6 protein-coding genes are annotated in these 23,659 nt (G+C 69.4%); 4 read left to right on the forward strand and 2 right to left on the reverse strand.

All coding sequences use genetic code 11. From position 1 onward, the window contains the following. Positions 1–32: 32 nt before the first annotated feature. Both ABZ406_RS16545 and ABZ406_RS16550 read left to right on the forward strand, forming a co-directional pair. Positions 33–836 (forward strand): alpha/beta hydrolase, encoded by an 804-nt coding sequence (locus ABZ406_RS16545; protein ID WP_357761756.1) that lies wholly within the window; start codon positions 33–35, stop codon positions 834–836. A gap of 50 nt (positions 837–886) precedes the next feature. Further along, entirely contained in the window at positions 887–2,767 is a 1,881-nt protein-coding gene (locus ABZ406_RS16550) for an ABC transporter ATP-binding protein (protein WP_357761759.1), read from the forward strand. Between the two features lie 188 nt (positions 2,768–2,955). Here ABZ406_RS16550 and ABZ406_RS16555 read toward each other — a convergent pair whose 3' ends face one another. Further along, the gene (locus tag ABZ406_RS16555) at positions 2,956–16,440 is read right to left on the reverse strand and encodes an amino acid adenylation domain-containing protein (RefSeq protein WP_357761761.1); all 13,485 of its coding nucleotides are present in this window, start codon (positions 16,438–16,440) and stop codon (positions 2,956–2,958) included. 606 nt (positions 16,441–17,046) lie between these two features. Here ABZ406_RS16555 and ABZ406_RS16560 point away from each other — a divergent pair. Together ABZ406_RS16560 and ABZ406_RS16565 are read left to right on the forward strand one after the other, a co-directional pair. Then, complete coding sequence (locus ABZ406_RS16560) at positions 17,047–19,695, forward strand: amino acid adenylation domain-containing protein (RefSeq protein WP_357761764.1); 2,649 nt, start codon at positions 17,047–17,049, stop codon at positions 19,693–19,695. A gap of 179 nt (positions 19,696–19,874) precedes the next feature. Further along, the gene (locus tag ABZ406_RS16565; protein WP_357761767.1) at positions 19,875–20,828 is read left to right on the forward strand and encodes a cyclase family protein; all 954 of its coding nucleotides are present in this window, start codon (positions 19,875–19,877) and stop codon (positions 20,826–20,828) included. Positions 20,829–20,960: 132 nt separating this feature from the next. Here the strand turns inward: ABZ406_RS16565 and ABZ406_RS16570 are convergent. Further along, positions 20,961–23,659 (reverse strand): amino acid adenylation domain-containing protein (locus ABZ406_RS16570; protein WP_357761770.1); only part of this gene is annotated, 2,699 nt, incomplete at its 5' end.

Here is a 23,659-nt window from a genome sequence, read left to right on the forward strand (position 1 = left end):
GACCTCGGCAAACACAGCAGAGGAGTCGCCTCGTGCCCTTCGCGACGAGTAACGGAATCACGCTCTCCTACCAGAGCGGGGGCGCGGGCGACCCCGTCCTGCTCATCATGGGTTCGTCAGCAGCCGGCCACGTCTGGGCCATGCACCAGACACCGGCGCTCCAACAGGCCGGTTACCGCACCGTCACCTTCGACAACCGGGGCGTGCCGCCCTCCTCGGTGCCACCCGGTGACTACACCCTCGACCAGCTCGCCGCCGACACGCGGGGTCTGATCGAAGCTCTCGGTCTGGGGCCGTGCCACATCGTCGGCACCTCGCTCGGTGCCATCGTCGCCCAGGCGGTGGCGATCCGCTGGCCGCACCTGGTGCGCTCGGCGGTCCTGATCGCCACCCGCGCCCGCACCGACGTGCTGCGGGCCAGGATGTCGGTGGCCGACAAGGCGTTGCGGGAGAGCGGCACAGTGCTCCCCTCCTCGTACCGGGCGGTGCGGACCGCACTGGAGATGCTGTCTCCCGCGACCCTCAACGACGAGGAAGCCATCGCCGGCTGGATCGACATCCTGGAGCTCTCCGGCGGTCAGGACGTCGCCATCGGCCAGGAGGCCGTCATCGACAATCTCGGCGACCTGCGACCCGCCCTGGCCGGTGTCACAGTCCCCTGCCGGGCCATCGCCTTCACCGACGACCTCATCTGCCCGCCGCACCTGGTGGCGGAGACGGCGGAGGCCATCCCCGGCTGTGACCTCGTGCAGATCGACGGGTGTGGGCACATGGGCTACCTGGAGCGCCCCGACGAGGTGAACGCCGCGATCCTCGAATTCCTGCAGAAGTACTGATCCAACGCCGGCAGAGCGCCCAGCGGCACCCCGACGAAAGGCGGATTGGCATGGCGGACAACGGTCCCGCCGCATCCTCGACGACACGACCGGAGGTCCGCTGGCGTACGTTGCGGCGCATCCTGCCGTACGTGCTGAAGTACCGCTGGAGGCTGAGCCTTCTGTTGCTGCTGACGGTCGTGGAGGCGGCGATCGTCGCGGCCGGCCCGGTCATCCTCAAGGCCGTTGTCGACGACGGCATCCTGCCCCGCCGCACCTCGGTGGTGCTGTGGCTCTGCGCGGCGGTGGTGGGCCTGGCCCTGGTGGACGCCGCTGTCGCGTACGCCGGCGGTCTGCTCACCGGCCGGGTCGGCGAAGGGCTCGTCTACGACCTCCGCACCCAGGTCTTCACCCACGTTCAGAAGCAATCGGTGGCGTTCTTCACCAGGGCGGAGACGGGTGCACTGATCAGCCGCCTCAACAACGATGTCATCGGTGCCCGACAGGCGGTGACCACTCTGCTGTCCAACGCGGCCAGCACCATTCTCACCCTGGTGTTCGTCATCGGCACGATGATCTACCTGTCGTGGCAACTGGCGCTGCTGTCGCTGGTGCTGATCCCGATCTTCCTGCCGCCCATCCAGCTGCTGGCCCGCCGGATGCAGCGGCTCACCCGCCAAACCATGCAGCTCGACTCCGAACTCAGTTCGATGATGAGTGAGCGGTTCAACGTCTCGGGAGCGATCCTCACGAAGCTCTTCGGACGCCCCGAGGAGGAATCGCGGCTGTTCGGCGACCGCGCGGCCCGACTGCGCGACGTTCGTGCCCGCACCGTGGTGCAGGCCCAGATGATGGGCATCCTGGTCGCCGTGGTGACCGCCCTGATCACCGCGGTGGTCTACGGCGTCGGTGGCTACCTCACCATCCAGGGCAGCGTCCAGATCGGCACCCTGGTCGCGATGGCCGCCCTGCTGAGCAGGTTGTACGGCCCCGTCAACGAGATCTCCGAGATCCACGTCGCGGCGCTCACCACCGCCCTGAGCTTCGAGCGCCTCTTCGAACTGCTCGACATGAAGCCGCAGGTACGCGAACGGGAGGGCGCTCTGGCTCTGCCCGTACCACCCGACGGCTCAGCGCCAGACGTGCGCTTCGAGAACGTCACCTTCCACTATCCCACGGCAGCCGACATGCCGCTCGGTTCACTCGAGTCGATAGCGATGCCGGAGCCGGGCCGGCCGGAGGATCGCCCGACCCTGCGAGGGCTGTCGTTCCACGCACCGGCCGGCAAGCTCACCGCTCTGGTCGGCCCCTCGGGCGCCGGCAAGTCGACGATCACGCACCTGGTGCAGAGGCTGTACGACCCGCGCTCCGGCACCGTGTGTCTGGGCGGTCACGACCTGCGTGAGTTGACCCTGCAGTCGGTACGCGACGCGATCTGCACGGTGAGCCAGGAAGCGCACCTGTTCCACGACACCCTCCGGGCCAATCTCCTGTACGCGAGGCCCGAAGCGACCGAACAGGAACTGATTGACGCGTGTGTCGCAGCCCAGATCTGGGACGCCGTCAAGGTCCTGCCGCACGGTCTGGACACCGTGGTCGGCGAGCACGGCTACCGGTTCTCCGGTGGTGAGAAGCAGCGGCTGGCACTGGCCCGGCTGCTGGTGAAGGCCGCCTCGGTCGTCGTACTCGACGAGGCGACAGCGCACCTGGACTCGGAGTCGGAGCTGGCGATTCAGCACGCCCTGCGCAACGCGCTTGCCGGTCGCACCTCACTGGTGATCGCGCATCGACTGTCGACCATCAGGGAGGCCGACCAGATCCTGGTCATCGACCAGGGACAGGTCCGGGAGCGGGGCACCCACGAGGAGCTGCTGTTGGCCGGAGGGCTCTACTCCGAGCTGTACCGGACCCAGTTCGCCCAGCGCTCAGTGGATGTTCCGGCGACGACGTAACCGCTCACTTCCCCTGAACGGTCCGGGACGGCCCAGCCGTCCCGGACCGTTGCGTTTGCCGGACACCGGGCCCGCCAGCAGCCCACTGGTACAGGGGTTGACACCACCCGGGGTGGCAGGTCCGCCTGCACGCGTAACCGTCGACCGCGCTGGCCCCGCTCGACGGCCCGGTCGCGGCGGCGCCACGTTCAGTCCGGCGGCTCGACCGCCTCATCCTGCGCGCCGAGACCGAGCCAGGTAGCGACGGCGCTCCACATCTCGCCAAGCATCCCCGGGGTGTTCATGTCCGAGTGTTCACACGGCACCCGGGCCGCACTGATCGTCCCGGTGATGTAGGGCTGCCACAGGTCGGGGGTGGGCCACCCTTCCGGGTTCTGGCCGGCCACGATCACCAGGGCGTCACCGTCGTACCGCCCGTACCCATGGCTTTCGATGCAGGTGAAGTTGTTGGCCCACACGCGCGCGAAGCGCCGCAACTCCGACTCCGGGGCGTTACCGAGCACGGCACCGGCTTCCCTGCGGACGACCTCGGTCAGGTGATTGAGCTGGGTCTCCTCGTCGATCGCCGGCTGATCACCGATGACGGCCGCGATACCCGGATCCGTGGGGTACTGGTCGAGGATGATCAGGGCGCCGACCCGCTCGCCCGCCGCCTGTAGTTGCACGGCCATCTCGTGGGCGAGCGCCCCGCCGTACGACCAGCCGAGCAGATGGTACGGGCCGGTGGGTTGCACGGCCCGAATCGCGTCGATCGAGATCGCCGCGGCCTCCCGGAGCGAACTGGTCAACGGGCGACTGCCGTCCATACCAGGTGACTGCACGCCGTACAGCGGGATGTCCTTCGGCACGAACCGGGCCAGGGGGCTGTAGGTCCAACTCAGCCCACCGGCCGGCGGCAGGCAGAAGAACGGAGGCCGGTCACCCTTGGTGCGGATGGGCAGCAACACGTCCAGGCCGTTGGCCATGGACGCCAGGTCGATTCGCTCGATCAGCTGAGCCACGGTCGGGGCGACGAACAGGTCCCGCACCGCGAACGACAACCCTCGCTGACGCGCCGACTCGACCCACCGTACCGCCAGCAACGAGTGGCCGCCCAGAGCGAAGAAGTCGTCCTGAGGGCCGACCTTGGGTACGCCAAGTACCTCGGCGAACACCTCACACAGGGCGTCCTCGATGACGGCGTTGCTGCGGGTGCGCTCACCGTTCACGGAGCCGTACTCCGGTGCTGGCAACGCGCGGCGGTCCAGCTTGCCGTTCGGCATCAGGGGGAACCGTTCCAGTGCCACCACCGCCGCCGGGACCATGTAACCCGGCAGCCGACCCTGCACCTCGGCGCGCAGGACGACGCCGAGGTCCTCGTCCGCGCCGGCCGCCGGAACCACATAGGCGACCAGACGCCGGTCACCGGGGCTGTCCTCACGCAGAAGCACCGCACACTGCGTGACACTCCGGTGGGCGGCCAACACCGCCTCGATCTCCCGCAACTCGACCCGGAAGCCACGGACCTTCACCTGGTCGTCCGCCCGCCCCAGGAACTCCAGCTCACCGCTGGGGCTCCAGCGCACCAGATCCCCGGTGCGGTACATCCGTCGACCCGCCCCACCGAAGGGGCACGCCAGGAACCGTTCCGCCGTCAAGCCGGGCCGACCGAGATAGCCTCGGGCCAGGCCGTCGCCCGCGATGTACAGCTCACCGGCGACCCCTGGTGGCACGGGCGCCAACCGGGCGTCGAGCACGTACACCTGGGTGTTCGCCACCGGACCGCCGATGGCGGAGACATTCGCCGCGTTGGCGGTGGTGCGGCGGGCGGTGGACCAGACGGTCGTCTCCGTCGGCCCGTACAGGTTGCTGAATTCGCCGGCCCGGTGCAGCAACGTCCGCGCCAGTTCCTCGGGAAGCGCCTCCGCGCCGACCATGACCCGGACCCTCGTCCAGTCGACCGGGTCATCGTCGTCGGAGACCAGCCCCCGCCACAGGCTCGGGGTGGCATGCACGACTGTCGCCTCGCGGTCGCGGACGATCCGGCGCAGTTCCCACGGATCCAGTACCTGCTCCTGCGACGCCAACACGATCCGCGCTCCGGTGACCAGGGGCAGACACAGCTCGAAGCCCGCCATGTCGCAACCCACTGTGCTCACCGCGAGCAGGCGGTCCTCGCCGGTCAGCCGGAACCGCTCCTGCATCGCGGCCAGGAAGTTGCCGATCGCACGATGCTCCACCAGTACACCCTTGGGGCGTCCGGTCGAGCCGGAGGTGTAGATCACCCACATCGGATGTTCCGGACGCAGCCCGACACGCAACGGGCCGCTGTCCCGTCCGGCCAGGTCGGTCATCACCACTGGATCGTCGAGACAGATCACCGGAAGACCGCCCGGCTCGTCCGGACCAACCCCGAAATCTGCCAGCTGCACGCGCATCCGGGCGTTGGTCAACAGACAGACCACGCCGGCGTCGTCGATCACGTAGGCGGTGCGCTCCGACGGGTACGCCGGGTCGATCGGGAGATACGCGCCACCGGCCTTGATGACGCCGAGCAGCGCGACGAGAAGATCGTCGGTGCGCTCGAAGACCGTCGCCACGATCGACTCCGGACCCACCCCTTGGGCGACCAGGTGTCGGGCCAACCTGTTGGCCCGCGCGTTCAACTCCGCGAAGGTCAACACTGTCTCGCCGAACTCGACGGCGACCGCGTCCGGCGTGCGTGCCACCTGCGCCTCGAACAACTCCGCCACCGAGACGCCCGGCACGTCCAGAGCCGTGTCGTTCCATCCGGCGATCACCTGATGCCGCTCGTTGGCGTCAAGCACGTCGACGGCGCTGACCCGCAGCGAGGGATCAGCGGCCAGCAGATCCAACACTCGTATCCACCGGTCGGCGATGCGACGCGCGGACGCCTCGTCGAACAGGTCAGCGGCAACAGCCACGGCGCCCGCCAGCCCGGCCGGAGCACCATCACCGTCGCGGACCTCGGCCATGCTGAAGTCCAGATCGAACTTGACGGTGGTCGGGCCACCGGGGACGCCGCCGCCTACGGCGGCCGCCCCGGGCACTGTCAGCGCCACGTCGGCGGTGTTCTCGAGCAGCAGCATCACCTGGAACAACGGATGCCGCGCCAGCGAACGACTCGGTGCCAACTCCTCCACCAGCCGCTCGAACGGCACGTCCTGATTGGCGAACGCGCTCAGGCTGGTCTCCCGCACCCGCCCGAGGATCTCGGCGAACGTCGGATCCCCGGAAACATCGGTCCGTAGGACGAACGTGTTGACGAAATAGCCGACGAGGTCATCGAGTGCCTCGTCGCTGCGTCCGGCCACCGCGGAACCGATCGGAATGTCGGTGCCCGCCCCGAGACGGGACAGCAACGTGGCCAACGCGCCGTGGAGCACCATGAAGAGGGTGACGCCCTCGGCGCGGGCGACCTCCATCAGTCGCGCGTGCGTCTCGGCGTTGATCCGCACCGGCACCGCGTGTCCCCGATGACTGGCGACCGCCGCCCGCGGGTTGTCCGCCGGCAGCGGCAGCTCCTCCGGTGCTCCCGCGACGGCCTGCCGCCAGTACGCCACCTGCCGAGAGATCACGCTGTCCGGGTCGGTCACGTCGCCGAGCCGGTCACGCTGCCACAGCGCGAAGTCCGCGTACTGCACGGGCAGTGGCGTCCAGGCCGGGGGGACGCCCTCCCGTCGTGCCGCGTACGCGTGGGAGAAGTCTCGGGTGAGAGGGCCCCACGACCAACCGTCGCCCGCGATGTGGTGCATCACCACCACCAGGACGTGTTGCTCGGGACCCGTGCTGAACAGCCAGGCGTGGATCGGCACCTCGACAGCCAGGTCGAACTCGTGCTCCTTGGCCGCCGCGACCGCTTCGGTCAGGTCCGCGGCATCGACTGTGAGATGGGTGAGCGGCCCAGGAACATCATCGGTGGGGACGATGCGCTGGTACGGTTCGCCGCCGGCGACCGGATAGACGGTGCGCAGCACCTCGTGGCGGTCCAGCACGTCGCGTAGCGCGGCGGCCACGACGTCCGGATGCACGACACCGTCGAGCCGGACCGTCCGGGGAATGTTGTAGGTGGCGGTCCGACCCTCCAACTGGGCCATGAACCACAACCGCCGCTGGCCGTACGACAGCGGCAGAGTCTCGGGTCGGGCGTGGGCCACCAGCGGCGCGCGGACCTCGTCGGCCTCCGTCAGCCGCGCCAGCAGGCCAGCAGGGGTCGGCGACTCGAACAACACCCGGATCTCCACCTCGACGCCGAGCAGTGCCCGGATCCGGGAGATAAGCCGCACGGCGAGCAGGGAGTGCCCTCCGAGGCCGAAGAAGTCCCCGTCCGGCCCGACGGCAGGCAGACCCAGCACGTTGGCGAACGCGGCGCGGAGGATCTCCTCCCGTACGTCCGAGGACACCCGCAGGTCGGTCCTGCCGGTCGGGGTCTCGGGCGCCGGCAGGGCCTGCCTGTCGAGTTTGCCGTTGGAGGTCAGTGGCAGGGCGTCGAGGAGGACCAGGGCGCTGGGTATGAGGTGGGCGGGTAGCCGTTTGGCGGCGAAGGTGTGCAGTTGGGTGGGTAGTTGGGTGGGGTCGGCGTTCTCGTCGGGCACGATGTAGCCGATCAGGCGTCGTTCGCCGGCGCTGTCCTCGCGGGCGATCACGGCGGCCTGCTCGACGTCGGGATGCGCGGCCAGAACGGTGCGGATCTCGCCGGGCTCGACCCGGTACCCGCGGATCTTCACCTGGTCGTCAACCCGGCCCAGGAACACCAACCGACCATCCGCAAGATGCCGCACCCGGTCCCCGGTGCGATACATCCGCTCACCATCACCGAACGGGCACCCCACAAACCGCTGCCCGGTCAACCCCGCCTGACCCACATAACCCCGCGCCAACGCGGCCCCGGCGACATACAACTCACCCGCCACACCCACCGGCACCGGCCGCAACCGGTCATCAAGAACGAACACCCGCACATTCCGAATCGGCCTCCCAACCGACACCACCCCACCACCATCAAGACGACCCGTGAGCACCCCGATCGTCGTCTCCGTCGGCCCGTAGTGGTTGAACACCGGCCGGCCACCAGCAGCCGCCACCAATTCCCGCACCCACTCCACCGGCGCCGCCTCACCACCGAGCACCACACCGTTGGCGGGAATCAATCGCTCCAGGCCACCACCAGCACCCAACGCCATCAGATGCGACGGCACCACCTTCAGATGATCAATCCGATGCTCCGCCACATACGCGGCGACCGCCAGCGGATCCGTCACCGCGCCCTCGGCCAGGATGTGCAACTGCCCGCCCCGCGCCAACGACGCGAACAACACCGTGTTCCCCAGGTCCGTCACCTGCGCCTGCAACAACGCAAACCGGCCCCCCGAACTCGGGAAACCCAACCGGTCCGGCACCGACGCCACATAGTTCGCCACCGCCGCCTGCGTCACCACCACACCCTTCGGCCGCCCCGACGACCCCGACGTGTAGATCACATACGCCGCCCCATCGGCAGAACCCACCACCTGCGGCGCCGTCGGCTCCAAACCCGCCAACGCCCGCACAACCGACGGATTGTCCAGGGCCACAATGCGGATCTTCCCCGCCGGCAACTCATCAGCCGTATCCAGATCCGTCAACAACAACACCGCCCGGCTGTCACGCAGCACGAAAGCGACCCGCTCCACCGGTTGACTCGCGTCCACCGGCAGATACCCCGCACCCGCCTTCCACGCCGCCAGAATCGCGACGACCGTGTCCATACCCCGGGGCAACGCCAACGCCACCACGGACTCCGGACCCACTCCCTGCGCGACCAGGAACCGCGCCAACCGATTCGCCCGCGCATCCACCTGCGCGAACGTCGTCTCGACCCCATCCGCGATGACCGCCACGGCCTCCGGGGTCCGGCTCACCCACCCCTCGAAGAGGGCCACCACCGATTCGACTGGCGCTGGATCCGCGGTGTTGTTGAAGTCGACGACGACCCGGCGGTGTTCCGCCTCATCCAGCAGATCCACCGCCTGCACCCGGGCTGACGGATCGGCGGTCACCGCCTCCAACACCCGCACCCAGCCTGACGCCACCCGCTCGGCGAACGACTCATCGAAGACATCCGCGGCGACCGTCACCGAACCCCGCACACCCGCCGGGAGGCCGCCCTCATCGAAAACCTCACCCACCAACACATCCACGTCGAACTTCACCGACGACACCGACGCCGACGCCCCGCGCGACACCGCCGACGCCTGCACACCCTCCAAATCCAACACCGCGTCAATCGTGTCCGTCTTCGTCAACACCACCTGGAACAACGGATGGCGCGCCATCGACCGCACCGGCGCGATCTCCTCCACCAACCGTTCGAAGGGCACATCCTGATGCGCCGCACCCCCCAACGCCGCCTCCCGCACCCGCACCAACACCTCCCCGAACGACGGATCCCCCGACACATCCGCCCGCAACACCACCGTATTGACAAACAGACCCACCAGGTCGTCCAACGCCTCATCGACCCGACCCGCATGCGCCGAACCGATCGGGACATCGACCCCCGCGCCCAACCGCGACAACAACACCGCTAGGGACGCCTGCCACACCATGAAGACCGTCACGCCATGCGCCCTGGCGACGTCCACCATCCGCGCGTGCAACTCGGCCGACACCCCGACCGGCGCCTGAAAACCGCGGTGACTCGCCACCTGCGGACGCGGACGATCGAACGGCAACGGCAACTCCTGCGGCACCCCCGCCAACACACCCCGCCAATAACCAAGCTGACGCGACAGCCTGCTGTCCGGATCCGACTCGTCACCCAACACCCGCCGCTGCCACACCGTGAAGTCCGCGTACTGCACCGGCAACGGCGACCACCCCGGCACCCCACCAGCACACCGCGCCGCGTACGCCACCGACACGTCGCGGGCCAACGGACCCATCGACCACCCATCACCGGCGATGTGGTGGACCACCACCACCAAAACCTCATCGTTGACCAGGACCGCCCGCAACGGCACCTCCACCGACAGGTCGAACGGCCGGCCCACCACCTCCCCGATCACCGCATCGACATCCACCGACTCCACCCGCTCCAACACCCCACCCACCTCACCAACCCCCAACACCCGCTGGAACGGCTCCCCCTCCACCACCGGGAACACCGTCCGCAACACCTCATGCCGCCCCACCACATCCCGCAACGCCCACTCCAAGGCATCCACATCGATCGCGCCGGACAACCGCGTCACCACCGGCATGTGGTAAGCCGAACCAGCCCCCTCCAACTGATTGATGAACCACAACCGGCGCTGCCCGAACGACAACGGCAAACGCTGCGGCCGCTCCCCCGCCACCAACACCGGCCGCGCCGCGCCTCCCTCACCCAACCGCCCCGCGAAGGCCCTCGGCGTCGTCGCCTCGAACAGCGCCCGCAACGACAGATCCACAGCGAGCACCGACCGCAGACGACTCAACAGCCGCACCGCCAACAACGAGTGCCCACCCAGAGCGAAGAAGTCGTCGTGGACGCCGACCCGGGGCAGACCCAGCACATCAGCGAACATGCCGGCGACCAGTTCCTCCCGGGCATCCAGCGAGGTGCGCGGAGCGCGGTCGGCGAGGGCCGGCGCTGGCAACGCCCGACGGTCCAACTTTCCGTTGACGGTCACGGGCAGCGCGTCGAGGACCACCACCGCCGCCGGCACCATGTACTCCGGCAACCGCTGCCCCACGAACTCCCGCACCCCGGCACCGTCACCACCGACGACGTACGCGACCAGACGGTCGTCCCGCACGACCACCGCCGCCTGGGTCACGTCCGGGTGCGCGGCCACCGCGGCCTGCACCTCACCAAGCTCGATGCGGAAACCCCGCAACTTCACCTGCTCGTCGACCCGACCCAGATACTCCACCCGACCGTCGGCGGCCCACCGCACCAGGTCACCGGTGCGGTACATCCGCTCCCCCGGCCCGCCGTACGGACACGCCACGAAACGTCCGGCGGTCAGCCCCGGCTGGCGCAGGTACCCCCGCGTCATCCCGGCACCAGCCAGGTACAGCTCACCCGACACCCCGGTCGGCACCGGACGCAGCCGGGAGTCCAACACGTACGCCCGGGTGTTCGCGACCGGGCGGTGGCCGATGGCCTGTCGCCCATCGGCGCCGTCGGCCCAGAGCGCGTCGACTGTGAACTCGGTCGGCCCGTACATGTCGACTGTCGACCGGGCGCCGGAGCGGCGGAGCAGTTGCCACAGTTCGTCACCGACCCCCTCGCCGCCGAGCATGAGGACCGACAGCGGGCTGGACAGGAGGCCGTCGGCAACCAACTGCTCGGCGTACGTCGGAGTGAGGTCCAGCACGCCGATGCCGACGTCAGCGACGTACCGCACCAGAGCCGCCGTGTCCCTGCGCAGCTCATTCCCGATGAGGTGCAACTCGTGGCCGCCCACCATCCACAGCAGGCCCTCCCAGGAGGTGTCGAACGACAGTGAGGCCGTCAAGGCGACCCGTAGCCGCTCATTCGCCGATGCCATCACGCCCGAGCGGTGGAAGGCATACAGGTTCTGCAACCCACAGTGGGTCGCCAACACCCCCTTCGGCCGACCGGTCGACCCCGACGTGTAGATCACGTATGCGGCCTGTCCCGGCACGATCGGCGCCTGTGGCGCGTCGGTGGGCAGGCCCGCGAGTTCGGCGACGACCAGAGGGTCGTCCAGCAGCACCGTCGGCACGTCCAGCACGGCGGAGGCAGCGGTACGACTCGACGTCAGCACCACCACCGGCGCCGCGTCCGCGATGAGGAAACCGATCCGCTCGGCCGGATACTCGGGGTCGATCGGCAGGTACGCGCCGCCCGCCTTGAGTACTGCCAGCAGCGCGACGACGACCTCCGGTCCCCGCTCGAGCAGCAGACCCACCACCGACTCCGGCCCCACCCCGCGGACAGCGAGGAGCCGGGCCAGTTGGTTGGACCGCATGTCCAGCTCGGCGTACGTCAGCGTCGAGCCCTCGAACACCACAGCCGTCGCGTCCGGCGTCGCCGCAGCCTGCGCCGCGAACACCTCCGGCAGTAGCGGCCCCTCCACGTCGGTCCGGGTGCTGTTCCACTCGACCAGTAACCGGTGCCGCTCATCCGCGTCGAGCGGGTCGACGGCGGCGAGTGGGGTGGACTGTGCGGTCTCCAGGGCCGTGGTCAGGTTGCCGGTGGTGGTGGCCAGCAGTCGGGCCACCGCCTGCGGGTCGATCGGGGCGACCGCGTCGACGGTGATCCCGAGGTTCTCGCCGTCGTCGTCCACCGAGACGGAGAGTGGGTAGTTGTCGTACTCGCGGGCGTACACCACGGCGATGCCGTCCAGGCCGGTGTCCACCGGATCGGCCCGGCCGGGTCCGTTGTCGCCGGACGAGTTGTGCCGGTAGTTGAGGATCGAGGTGAACAGCGGCGCATCGCCTGGGACGGCACTGGCCCGCTGGGCGGTGGCCAGCGAGGCGTGTTCGTGTTCCAGCAGGCCGGCGAGTTGGTCGCGCATGACGCTGACGGCGTCATGGGCGTCGACGCGGTCGGTGCGTAGCCGGACGGGCAGTGTGTTGATGAACGGTCCGGGTACCCGGCCGGCGCCGGCGCCGGCGTTCATCCGGCCGAACAGGACCGTGCCGAAGACGACGTCGTCCCGCCCGGACATCACCGCGACGGCGCGCGCCCAGGCGACGTGCAGCAGTGTGGCGGGGCTGGTCCCGAGGGTACGGGCCACGGCCCGCAGGCGGTCGGTCAGAGAGGCGTCCAGCCGTCGCCGGACGGTGGACTGGCCGGTGCCGTCGCCGCGCACGTCGAGGACCCCGTACGGCGCTGTCGACTCGTCGACGTCGCCGAGCAGATCGGAGAAGTACCGCTCATGCTCCTGAGGGCTGACCGCGGCCATGGTCCGGGCCACGAACTCCCGGAACGGCACCAGTGGCGGCAGCGCCTCGTCGCGTCCGGCCAACACCGCGCCGACTTCGGCGATGAGCAGGTCCAGGCCCATGTGGTCCTGCACCATGTGGTGCACCCGTACCAGTCCCAGCCACTCGTCGCCGCCCGGCAACGCCGCGGTGTGCACCTCGATCAACGGTGCCCGGCCCAGGTCCAGCGCCGACGCGGCGACCTCCACCAACTCCGCCACCGGATCAGGCCCGTTGACCAGTACCTCGGTGACCGGCAGCGTGACCTGCCTCCACACCACCTGAACCGGCGAGTCCAACCCCTGCCAGACGATCGACGTCCGGAAGATGTCATGCCTGTCGATCACCCGTTGCAGCGCGCCCAGGAACGCGTCGAGCAGATCCCGTGTGTCGAAACGCACCACTGTCGGCAGCACGTACGCGTCCCGGCCACCCTCGGCCAACAGGTGATGGAACAGCAGCCCTTCCTGCAGCGGCGCCAGCGGATAGACGTCGGCGACGTTCGCCACTCCGCCGTCTACCGTCGCCGCCAGCCGGTCGATCTGCTCCTGGGTGAGCATCACCAGCGGCAGCATCTCCGGCGTGATCGCCGTGGCGTCCGCCGGGATGGCATTGCCCGGCACCACCACCTCGGCACTGCCGGATTCCGTCGCGGCCAACCCCGCCGGCGTCGGCGTCTGGAACAGCGCCCGCACCGGCACCGACAGCCCCCGCTGACGCAGCCAGTCCACCAACCGCACCACGAGCAGCGAATGCCCGCCGAGGGCGAAGAAGTCGTCGTCCACGCCCACCGAGGGCAGCCCGAGGACCTCGGCGAACCCCGCGCAGAGCAGTTCCTCCCGGGCGTCCGCCGGGCCCCGTCCCGCAACCACCCCGGCGGCGAAGTCCGGCGCCGGCAACGCCAGCCGATCCAGCTTTCCCACCGCTGACAGCGGCAGCGTGTCCAGGACCAGCACCGCCGCCGGGACCATGTACTCCGGCAGCAGAGTGGCGGCGTGCGCGCGGACCCGCGCCGGAAGCCGCTCGTGGTCGACACCGTCCGCCGGTACGACGTACGCGACGAGGCGCTTCTCGCCGTCGGCGTCCTCGCGGGCGAGCACAGCGGCCCGGACCACGTCGGGATGGCCGGCGACCACCGCCTCGACCTCACCGAGCTCGATGCGGAACCCACGAATCTTGACCTGGTCGTCGGTGCGGCCGAGGTAGTGGAGTTCCCCGTCGGTGTTCCAGCGCACCAGGTCGCCGGTGCGGTACATCCGCTCCCCAGGGCTGAACGGGTTCGCGACGAACCGCTCCCCGGTCAGCGCCGCCTGCCCCAGATAGCCCCGCGCCAGGCCCGCACCGGCCAGGTAGAACTCCCCCGCCACGCCGACCGGCGTCGGTGACAGCCCGCCGTCGAGCACGTAGACCCGGGCGTTCGTCACCGGGCGACCGATCGGCGGAGTGCCGGTCACCGGACCATCGGAGTACCACTCCGTGGCGTAGACGGTCGCCTCGGTCGGGCCGTAGATGTTCGCCACCCGTACCCCTGGCAACGCCGTCCGCACCTCCGTCACCGCATGGGCCGTCAACGCCTCACCCGCCAACGCCACGGTGCCCACCCGGGCCCGCACCCCACCGGCGAGCACGCGCGCCAACGCGGACGGCACGGCACTGACCAGGCTCAGATCCCAGCTGCGATCCCGTTCGGCCAGTGCCAACAGGTCCGCCACGATCTCCACGCTGCCGCCACACGCGAGCGGACCGAACAGCTCGAACACTGACACGTCGAAACTCAACGACGTCGACGCCAGCACCCGCGCGAAGTCCTCGGCACCGAACCGGTCGACCGCCCAGCCGACCAGGTTCGCCAACGACCGATGCTCCACCACTACACCCTTGGGCTGGCCTGTCGACCCCGACGTGAACATCACGTAGGCCGGATGTTCCCGCCGCACGACCGGCCGGGACGACGGCACCGTGATCTCGGGCGGATCCCCGACGAGCAGGCGCGCGACCCCCAGTGGCAACACGTCCTGCACCACTGGTGACGTCACCACCGCCACGGGCGCCGCGTCCGCCACCATGAACGCCACCCGCTCCGCCGGGTAGCCGGGGTCGATCGGCAGGTACGCCCCGCCTGCCTTCCACACCGCCAGGACCGCGACAAGCAGATCCACGCCGCGCGGCAGACAGACACCCACCACCGATTCCGGCTTGACCCCACGCGCCAGCAACACCCGTGCCAACCGCTCGGCCCGGGTGTCCAACTCGACGTACGTCAACGACTCGTCACCGGACACCACCGCCACCGCCTGGGGCGTCCGGGTCACCTGCGCCGTGAACAACTCAGGCATCGTCACGTCCGTCGACGCCACCGCTGTGCCGTTCCACTCCATCAACACCCGAGACCGCTCCGCCTCGCCCGCCACGTCGAGCACGCCCAGTCGTACCTGCGGGTCGGCAGTCACCGCCGTCAGTACCCGCACGAACCGATCGACAAGGAGTTGGGCGGACGCCGGGTCGAACAGGTCGGCGGCGACGATGACGTTGCCGCGCAACCCGGCCGGGGCGCCGTCAGCGTCGAGCACCTCCTCCAGCGCGAACTCCACGTCGAACTTGGCTGACACCGAACCCGGTCTGCCCCACTCCACCCGAAGACCGGGCAGGGCGGGGGCCTCGGTTCGCGGGCCAGCACCGAGGGCGACGTTGGTGACGGTCAGGAGAACCTGGAACAGGGGGTGGCGGGACAGCGAGCGAGGCGGGGCCAGCTCCTCCACCAGCCGCTCGAACGGCACGTCCTGGTGCTCGAACGCCTCCCAGCTGGACCGGCGGACCCGGGCCAGCAGCTCGGCGAACGTGGGATCTCCGGAGAGGTCGGTGCGCATCACCAGGGTGTTGACGAAGAATCCGACCAGATCGTTGAGGGCCTCGTCGGTCCGACCGGCGAACGCCGTACCGATCGGGATGTCGGTGCCCGCGCCCAACCGGGACAGCAGCATCGCCAGCGACGCCTGCAGTGCCATGAAGACAGTGACGCCCTGGGCCGGTGCCAGCCGCGCCAGAGCGGCGTGCACCTCGGCGGGCACCTGCACCGGAAGACGGTGGCCACTGTCGCTGAGGATCGCCGGCCGGGACCGGTCGAACGGCAGCTCCAGCTCGTCCGGTGCCCCGGCCAGGGTCCTGCGCCAGTACGCCACCTGCCGGGACAGGAGGCTGTTCGGGTCCTGCCCGTCGCCGAGCAGTTCCCGCTGCCACAGCGCATAGTCGGCGTACTGCACCGGCAGTGGCGCCCAGTCCGGGGTGCGCCCGATCAGCCGCGCCTCGTACGCCTGCGACACGTCCCGGAGCAGCGGCCCGACCGACCAACCGTCCGACGCGATGTGGTGCAACACCACTGTCAACACGTGGTCGTCGGGTGCCAGGGCGAACAGCCAGGCCCGGATCGGTGCCTCGCTGGCGAGGTCGAACACCTGGGACGTCGCCGCCCACACCGCGGCGTCCAGCTCCTGCGCCGTGGTCGGCACGATGTCGAGGTCCCAGCCGAGTTCGTCCAGGCTGAGAATGCGTTGGTACGGCTCGCCGTCGCTGACGCACAGGACGGTCCGCAGCACCTCGTGCCGGTCGAGGGTGTCGCGAAGCGCCTGACGCAGCGCGGGTGGGTGAAGCTCGCCGTGCAGCCGCAGCACCAGCGGAGGAAGGTGATAGAGGGTACTGGGTCCTTCGAGTTGTTCGATGAACCAGAGTCGACGCTGGGCGAATGACAACGGAATCATCCGTCTCCTCCAAGCGATGCAACGGCCGGGTCGGCACGGCTGATCAGGTTCGACGACGTACGCCGGCAATTTCTTGACCTGTGGCGGACGCCAACGCCCGGGCCGGGACACAGACCGCGCCGCACCGGCACGTTCGGGAGCCGGTGCCACGCAGGGCGGCGGTGCCCACTATGGCCCACCCGGAATATTTGATCCACCATCCGCGGCCCGGGCCCCGACGCCGGCTCAGACGAGGCCACGCTGAGCCGCCCACCCTGGCCCGGGCCGTTCAAGTGCCGCGACAGCACGGTTGAACGCAGTGCCGTTCAACATCGGTGGCGATCATCCGCGGTGTTGTTCTTTCCGCCGGTCCGCCCGCAGGATTGCCGTACGCGCGTACCCCCGCACCTTTCACTGTCGTCTCGGCACATCCCGCGTCGCCCGAGCACGATCACTGTCGCTCGACATTGGGTTCCCGCGCGTCTCCGCCCAGCCCCAATACGGCGGTCGCCGGTTCTATTCAAGAGCAAGGAGCCCGATGGACGACGCAATGCCACCGGCGCCGACGGCCCCCCGCCACTCCGGCGGGGATTGGTCGTGTCATTTCCGGCGCGGAGGGGAGCCACGATGGCGGTGACCGACCTGACGCCCCTCTCCGCCGCGCAACTGTCGCTGTGGAAGCGAGCAGCGGCGAATCGGCACGCCTCCGATCTGACCGTGCCGCTGGTGCTCCGGCTCAGCGGTGAGCTTGATCCGTCGGACCTCGCCGCGCGCCTGGGTCGGGTGATCGACGAACATGAGGCGCTGCGGGTACGCATCGTCGACGGCGTCGAGCCGGCGCAGACCGTCACCGACGGGTGGACAGTGCCGGTCCAGGACCGGCTGTCTGGTGAGAGCCTCGACGCGACTGTCGACCGGGTGCTGCGCGAAGAGACCGCCCGCACCTTCGACCTGACCACCGGTCCGCTGTTCGCGCCCCGGATCGTCCGGTTGGCGCCCAATGACCACCTGCTGGTCCTGACGGCGCATCAACTGGCCGCCGACCCTGGCTCGATGCGATTGATCGCGGCAGCGCTCACCGCGCGTCCGACGGGTCCTGCGGTCTCGTTCCTCGAGACCCTGATGGCACGCCGCGAGTGGCTGCGCGGCGACGACGCCGCAGCACACCGTCAGTACTGGAAGGGTCTGCTGGCGACCGCGCCGCACCTGCTGGAGCTGCCGCTGGACCGGGCCCGGCCAGCGGTGGGCCGGGCCGTGACGTCGCAGGTGGCGTACCGGTTCTTCGGCCGGGCCGAGCTGAGCCAGCTCGCCGAGGCCTGCTCAGCCGATCTGTTCGCCGTGCTCACCGCCGGCGTCCAGAGCCTGCTCGCACGGGTGTCCGGTATGGAGGACTTCGTGCTCGGTACGCTACCCGCCGCCCCCGACGTCGTAGGCCGGCTCGTTGAGCCGGTTCCGCTGCGCTGTGATCTGACGGGTGACCCGACGGTCGCCGAGGCCGTCGCCAGCGCTCACCGGGTGCATCGCGACGCGGTGGCACATGCCCAGCTACCGTTCGCCGACATCGTCGAGCTGGCCGGGGTCGGGCCCGGCGGCGCCCAGCATCCGCTGTTGCAGACGATGGTGACTCTGCACGAGCCCATCGCGGCGGCGTTCGCGCTGCCCGGGGTCGCCGTGTCGCGCCTGTTCGCCGATCCGCCACGCTCGGCGCTCGACCTCACGTTCGACTTCACGGTTCAGGACGCGGCCGTGGAGCTGTGCCTCGGCTACTCCCCCGACCTCTGGAACCGCACCACAGTCGAACAGCTGGCCCGCTACCTGGCGACCCTGCTGCGGGGTATGGCCGCCGAGCCGCACCGACCGCTGGGCGCGGTGTCGATGGTGGCGCCGGGCCAGGCCAGCGTGGTGGGCACCGTTCAGGTGCAGGGGGACGATCCCACCTTCCTGCACGAGCTCGTGCTGGGACAGGCCGCTGCCACGCCGGACGCGGTGGCCGTCCAGTTCGGTGACCGTTCGGTGTCGTACCGGGAGTTGGTCACGTGGGCGGAGCTGCTGTCCCAACGGCTCGTCGCGGTCGGCGTCGGACCCGAGTCGCGGGTGGGCGTCTGCCTGGAGCGGTCGGTGGAGCTGGTGGTGGGCCTACTCGGCGTGCTGATGGCCGGTGGGGCATACGTGCCACTCGACCCGCTGTATCCGGCTGAGCGGCTGGCCTTCATGGCCACCGACGCCGAACTGACAGCGGTCCTCACCACCGAGGGGTCGGCCGCGCCGGTGGCCGGGAAGGACATCCCGACGGTGGAGGTGACCACGCCCGCGACGTCACCGATGGCCGTACTGCCCACCGCACGCACCGGTGTCTCGCCGGACAACATCGCGTACGTCATCTACACCTCGGGCTCCACCGGCGTACCCAAGGGTGTGGGGGTGACCCACCGCAACCTGGTCAACCACATGCACTGGATCACCAGCCGGTTCGGTATCCGCCCGGACGAGCGGGTGCTGCAACGCACGTCGTTCAGTTTCGACGGCTCGGTCTGGGAGTTCTGGATGCCGCTGATGATGGGCGGCACCCTGGTGGTCCTCGAACCGGACCGGCACGCCGACCTCGGCTACCTGGTCGAACACATGGAACGGCACCGGGTCACCACCGCGCAGCTCGCGCCGCATCTACTCTCGCTGTTCCTGGACCAGGACCTTCAGGGCCGGATCCCGACACTGCGGAACCTCTTCACCGGCGGCGAGCAACTGGCCGCCGACGTGCCACCCCGGGCGGCGGCGTTCGGTCCCCTGCTGCACAACCTGTACGGTCCGACCGAGGTCACGATGAACGCGGCCGCGTGGACCACCCGGCGTCAGGAGATGCCACCGGTGCCGGTCGGCGTACCTGTCGACAACGCGTTCCTCTGTGTGATCGACAAGTACGGCGCTCTGGTGCCCACCGGGGTCGTCGGCGAGCTGCTTGTCGGTGGTGCCGGCGTCTCGCGGGGCTATCTGGGCCGAGCGGCGCTTACCGCCTCCCGGTTCGTCGCGGACCCGTTCTCCGGGCTACCCGGTCGACGGCTCTACCGCACCGGGGACCGGGTCCGGCGCCGGCAGACCGGTGAGTTCGAGTTCCTCGGCCGGGTGGACGACCAGGTGAAGGTTCGGGGTTTCCGGGTGGAGCTTGGTGAGATCGAGTCCGTCGTCCGGGCCAGCCCGGATGTGGCCGAGGCCGTCGTCATCGCGGTAGGTGAACGGGAGGCCGCCCGGCTGGTCGCCTACGTCGTACCGGCTCGCTGAGGCACACTCGCATCCCCGGTGGCCCCCGCCCGACGGCGGGGGCCACCGTCCGTCCGACTCCGGTTGCCCCGCCCCGGTCCCGCGGCCCGTGGGGCGCCGTCGTTGCGGTGGTCGATCCGGCGGCGGGTTAACCTTCCTGCGGTACGCAGTAGCGCGTGACCTGAGGAGTCGATGCGGAGATGACGGCAGGGCGACCGATGCCGACCCCTGACGAGGTGCTCGGGTACTTCGACACGCTGTCGAACTGGGGGCGGTGGGGCGACGACGACGAGCGCGGAACACTGAACCACGTCACCGACGATGTTCGGCTGGCGGCGGCACGGGCCGTGCGGCACGGTCGAAGCGTGTCGTGTGCGTGGGAGGTTGCCGTACCGGCAGAGATGGAGCGGGCGACGACGACGTGCCCGTGCGCCGCTGACATGCCAGGTGCCGAGACGATGCCGGCGCACTTCCATGCCGACCGGCGCTGGGGTTTCTCGTCCGACCGGCTCGGTATCTCCTTCCACGGCAACACCGTCACCCACATCGACTCGCCGTGTCACATCTTCTGGGACGGCAGGATGTACAACGGGCGGTCACACTCGTTGGTCGACGCCGAGACGGGCTCGGCGTGGGCGGCCGTCACGGCGGCCGCGAACGGGATCGTCACGCGTGGTGTGCTGCTGGACGTCGCGGCGGCCCGTGGTGTGCCGTGGATCGAGCCGGGAGAGGGCGTGTTTCCCGACGATCTCGAGGAGGCCGAGCGTCGCCAGGGTGTCCGGGTGCGACAGGGCGATGCGGTGCTCCTGCGGACCGGCCACGGCCGCTTCCGGCACGAGAACGGGCCGGCAAGCGGTTCCAGGCAGACCGGCTGGCACGCATCGTGCCTGCCGTGGCTGCATGACCGTGGGGTGGCGCTCATCGGCGCCGACACCCCACAGGAGGTTCAGCCGTCCGGGTACGACGACGTGTTGATGCCGGTCCACGCCGTGGGCCTCGTCGCGATGGGTCTATGGATCCTCGACAACTGCGACCTGGAGGCGTGCCAGACGACGGCCACGCAGCTCGGCCAGTGGGATTTCCAGCTGGCGGTCGCTCCGGTCCGCTTCGCCGGCACATCCGGCAGCCCGGTCAACCCGATCGCCACGTTCTGACCGCTGCTCAGAGGGCTCGGCCTGGGCGCTGCCCAGCTGACGCCGAGCGCGGCATCAGACAGCTTCAGCCGGAACTTCCGGGCCCTCGCGTCCTCCGGCCCGGGCAGCGTCCTGTGTGCCCGGGCCGAGCTGTCAGGTCTGGGAGCCGCGGCGCATCGGACGCAGGGCCGCGCGGCTGGACGGCCTGTCGCCGAGCCGGCCGGCGAGTTCGGCGACGGTCGGCGCGTCGAGGAGGACAGGCAGCGCCAGGTCGACGTTCAGCTCGACCCGGACACGGTTGACCAGTCGCACGGCCAGTAGCGAGTGCCCGCCGAGGGCGAAGAAGTCGTCTTCGACGCCGACGTGGTCCACTCCGAGGACATCGGCGAAGATCGCGCAGAGCATCTCCTCCCGCGCGTTCGCCGGAGCACGACCCGCACCGGTGTCGATCTGCGGGTCCGGCAACGCCCGACGGTCGAGTTTCCCGCTGCTCGTCAACGGCAACGCGTCGAGGGCGACCACTGCGGCCGGGATCATGTACTGCGGCAACCGCTGCCCCACGAACTCCCGCACCCCAGCACCGTCACCACCGACGACGTACGCCACCAACCGGTCACCGCGCACCACCACCGCCGCCTGAGTCACGTCCGGGTGCGCGACGACAGCGGCCTGCACCTCACCCAACTCGATGCGGAAGCCGCGAATCTTCACCTGGTCGTCGGTGCGACCCAGGTAGTCGAGTTCGCCGCCTGAGGTCCAGCGGACCAGGTCACCGGTGCGGTACATCCGCTCACCCGGCTCGAACGGGTTGGCGACGAACCGCTCTGCGGTCAATTCGGCCCGGCCCGCGTACCCCCGGGCGAGTTGCACGCCGGCCAGATACAGTTCGCCGGCGGCGCCCATCGGGACCGGCTGCAAACCACCGTCCAGGACGTAGGTGCGGGTGTTAGCCACCGGTGACCCGATCGTCACCGGCACGCCCACCGCACACCGAGTTGCGGTGACATCCACCGACGCTTCGGTCGGCCCATACAGGTTGTGCAACTCCGTGTCGGGGAGGACCGCCAACAGGCTGTCCCGCGTCGTCGCGGGAAGCGCCTCACCCGAACACACCACCCGTGACAACCCCGTACACGCGGCGGCCACCGGAACAAACGCCTCCAACATCGACGGCACGAAGTGCGCCGTCGACACGTTCTCCTCACGGATCAGCTCGGCCAGATACGTCGGGTCGCGGTGACCCCCGGGGCGGGCGACCACGACGGTTGCGCCGACGATCAGCGGCCAGAAGAACTCCCACACCGACACGTCAAACGTGAACGGGGTCTTCTGCACCACCCGCTCACCCACCAACAGTCCGAACCGGTCCTGCATCCACCGCAAGCGGTTCACCACACCGGCGTGCGACACCACCACACCCTTCGGCCGGCCCGTCGACCCCGACGTGAACAACACATACGCCGCACCATCCGACGACACCTCAACCGGCAGCGCCTCCGGGCCGTCCAACCCGGTCACCGAATCCAGCACCACCACCGCACCCGCATCCGCCACCAACACGTCCACCCGCTGCTGCGGATACTCCGGATCAATCGGCAGGTACGCAGCGCCGGCCTTCAACACCCCGACCAACGCCACCACCAAATCCAGGCCACGATCCATCCGCACACCCACCACGGACTCCGGACCGACTCCCACCGACCGCAGATACCGGGCCACCGCACCAGCACGGACGTCCAACTCCCGATACGACACCGACTCGCCCTCGAACACCACCGCCACCGCATCCGGGGTCGCCGCGACCTGCCGGGCGAACAGTGAGACCACCGTGTCGTCCGTCGGGTAGGACACCGCCGTGTCGTTCCACTCGGATAGCACCAGTGAGCGTTGCCCCTGGTCGAGAACCTTCACCCGGGTCAGCGGCACGTCATTATCGGCCTCCAGAGCGGCGACCATGTTCTCGGTGGTCGTCGCCAACAGCGACGCCACCAATTGAGCATCGATGGGAGCAACCGCGTCGACGGTGACTGTGATGCTGTCGCCGCCGTCGTCCACCGCGATCGTCAACGGGTAGTTCGTGTGCTCCTGTGTGTAGACCACACCAATGTTGTCGCCGTGGTGCCCATTGGTAGGTGCGTCGACAGATTCGCTGGGGCGTTGGGTGTGGCGGTAGTTGAACAGCGACGTGAACAACGGGGCATTACCCGCCACCCCACTCGCGCGTTGCGCCTGAGCCAACGAGGCGTGTTCGTGTTCCAGCAGACCAGCGAGTTGGTCGCGCATGCTAATCACCGCCGCCCGGACACCCACCCCGCGCATACCCACCCGCACCGGCAACGTGTTGATGAACGGACCCGGCACCCGATCCGCACCCACACCCGCGTTCATCCGACCAAACAACACCGTCCCGAACACCACATCATCACGACCCGAAAACACCCCCACCGCCCGCGCCCACGCCACATGCAACACCGACGCCGCACTCACCCCCAAACCCGCCGCCACCACCCGCAACCGGCCCACCAACCCCGCATCCACCACCACCCGACGCCGCACCTGACCCGAACCATCACCGCGCACATCCACCACACCAAACGGCGCCGTCGACTCCACCACATCACCCAACAACCCCCGGAAAAACTCCTCATGCCCACCCACCCGCGCACCACCACGAACCTGCGCCACGAAATTCCTGAACGGCAACACCGCACCCAACAGGTCACCACGACCCGCCAACACCAACCGCACCTCATCCAACAACACATCCAACCCCAAATGATCCTGCACCAAATGGTGCACCCGCACCACCACCAAACACGAACCACCCCCACCACCGTCACTCGTGTTGCCGT

This window comes from Micromonospora sp. NPDC005710, from assembly GCF_040630995.1.
GTDB lineage: Bacteria > Actinomycetota > Actinomycetes > Mycobacteriales > Micromonosporaceae > Micromonospora.

Excerpts from the sequence above, each read along its gene's own strand:
- ABZ406_RS16550 (WP_357761759.1), top strand. The coding sequence starts at position 887 with ATGGCGGACAACGGTCCCGCCGCATCCTCGACGACACGACCGGAGGTC.
- ABZ406_RS16555 (WP_357761761.1), bottom strand. The coding sequence starts at position 16,440 with ATGATTCCGTTGTCATTCGCCCAGCGTCGACTCTGGTTCATCGAACAA.
- ABZ406_RS16565 (WP_357761767.1), top strand. The coding sequence starts at position 19,875 with ATGACGGCAGGGCGACCGATGCCGACCCCTGACGAGGTGCTCGGGTAC.
- ABZ406_RS16560 (WP_357761764.1), top strand. The coding sequence starts at position 17,047 with ATGGCGGTGACCGACCTGACGCCCCTCTCCGCCGCGCAACTGTCGCTG.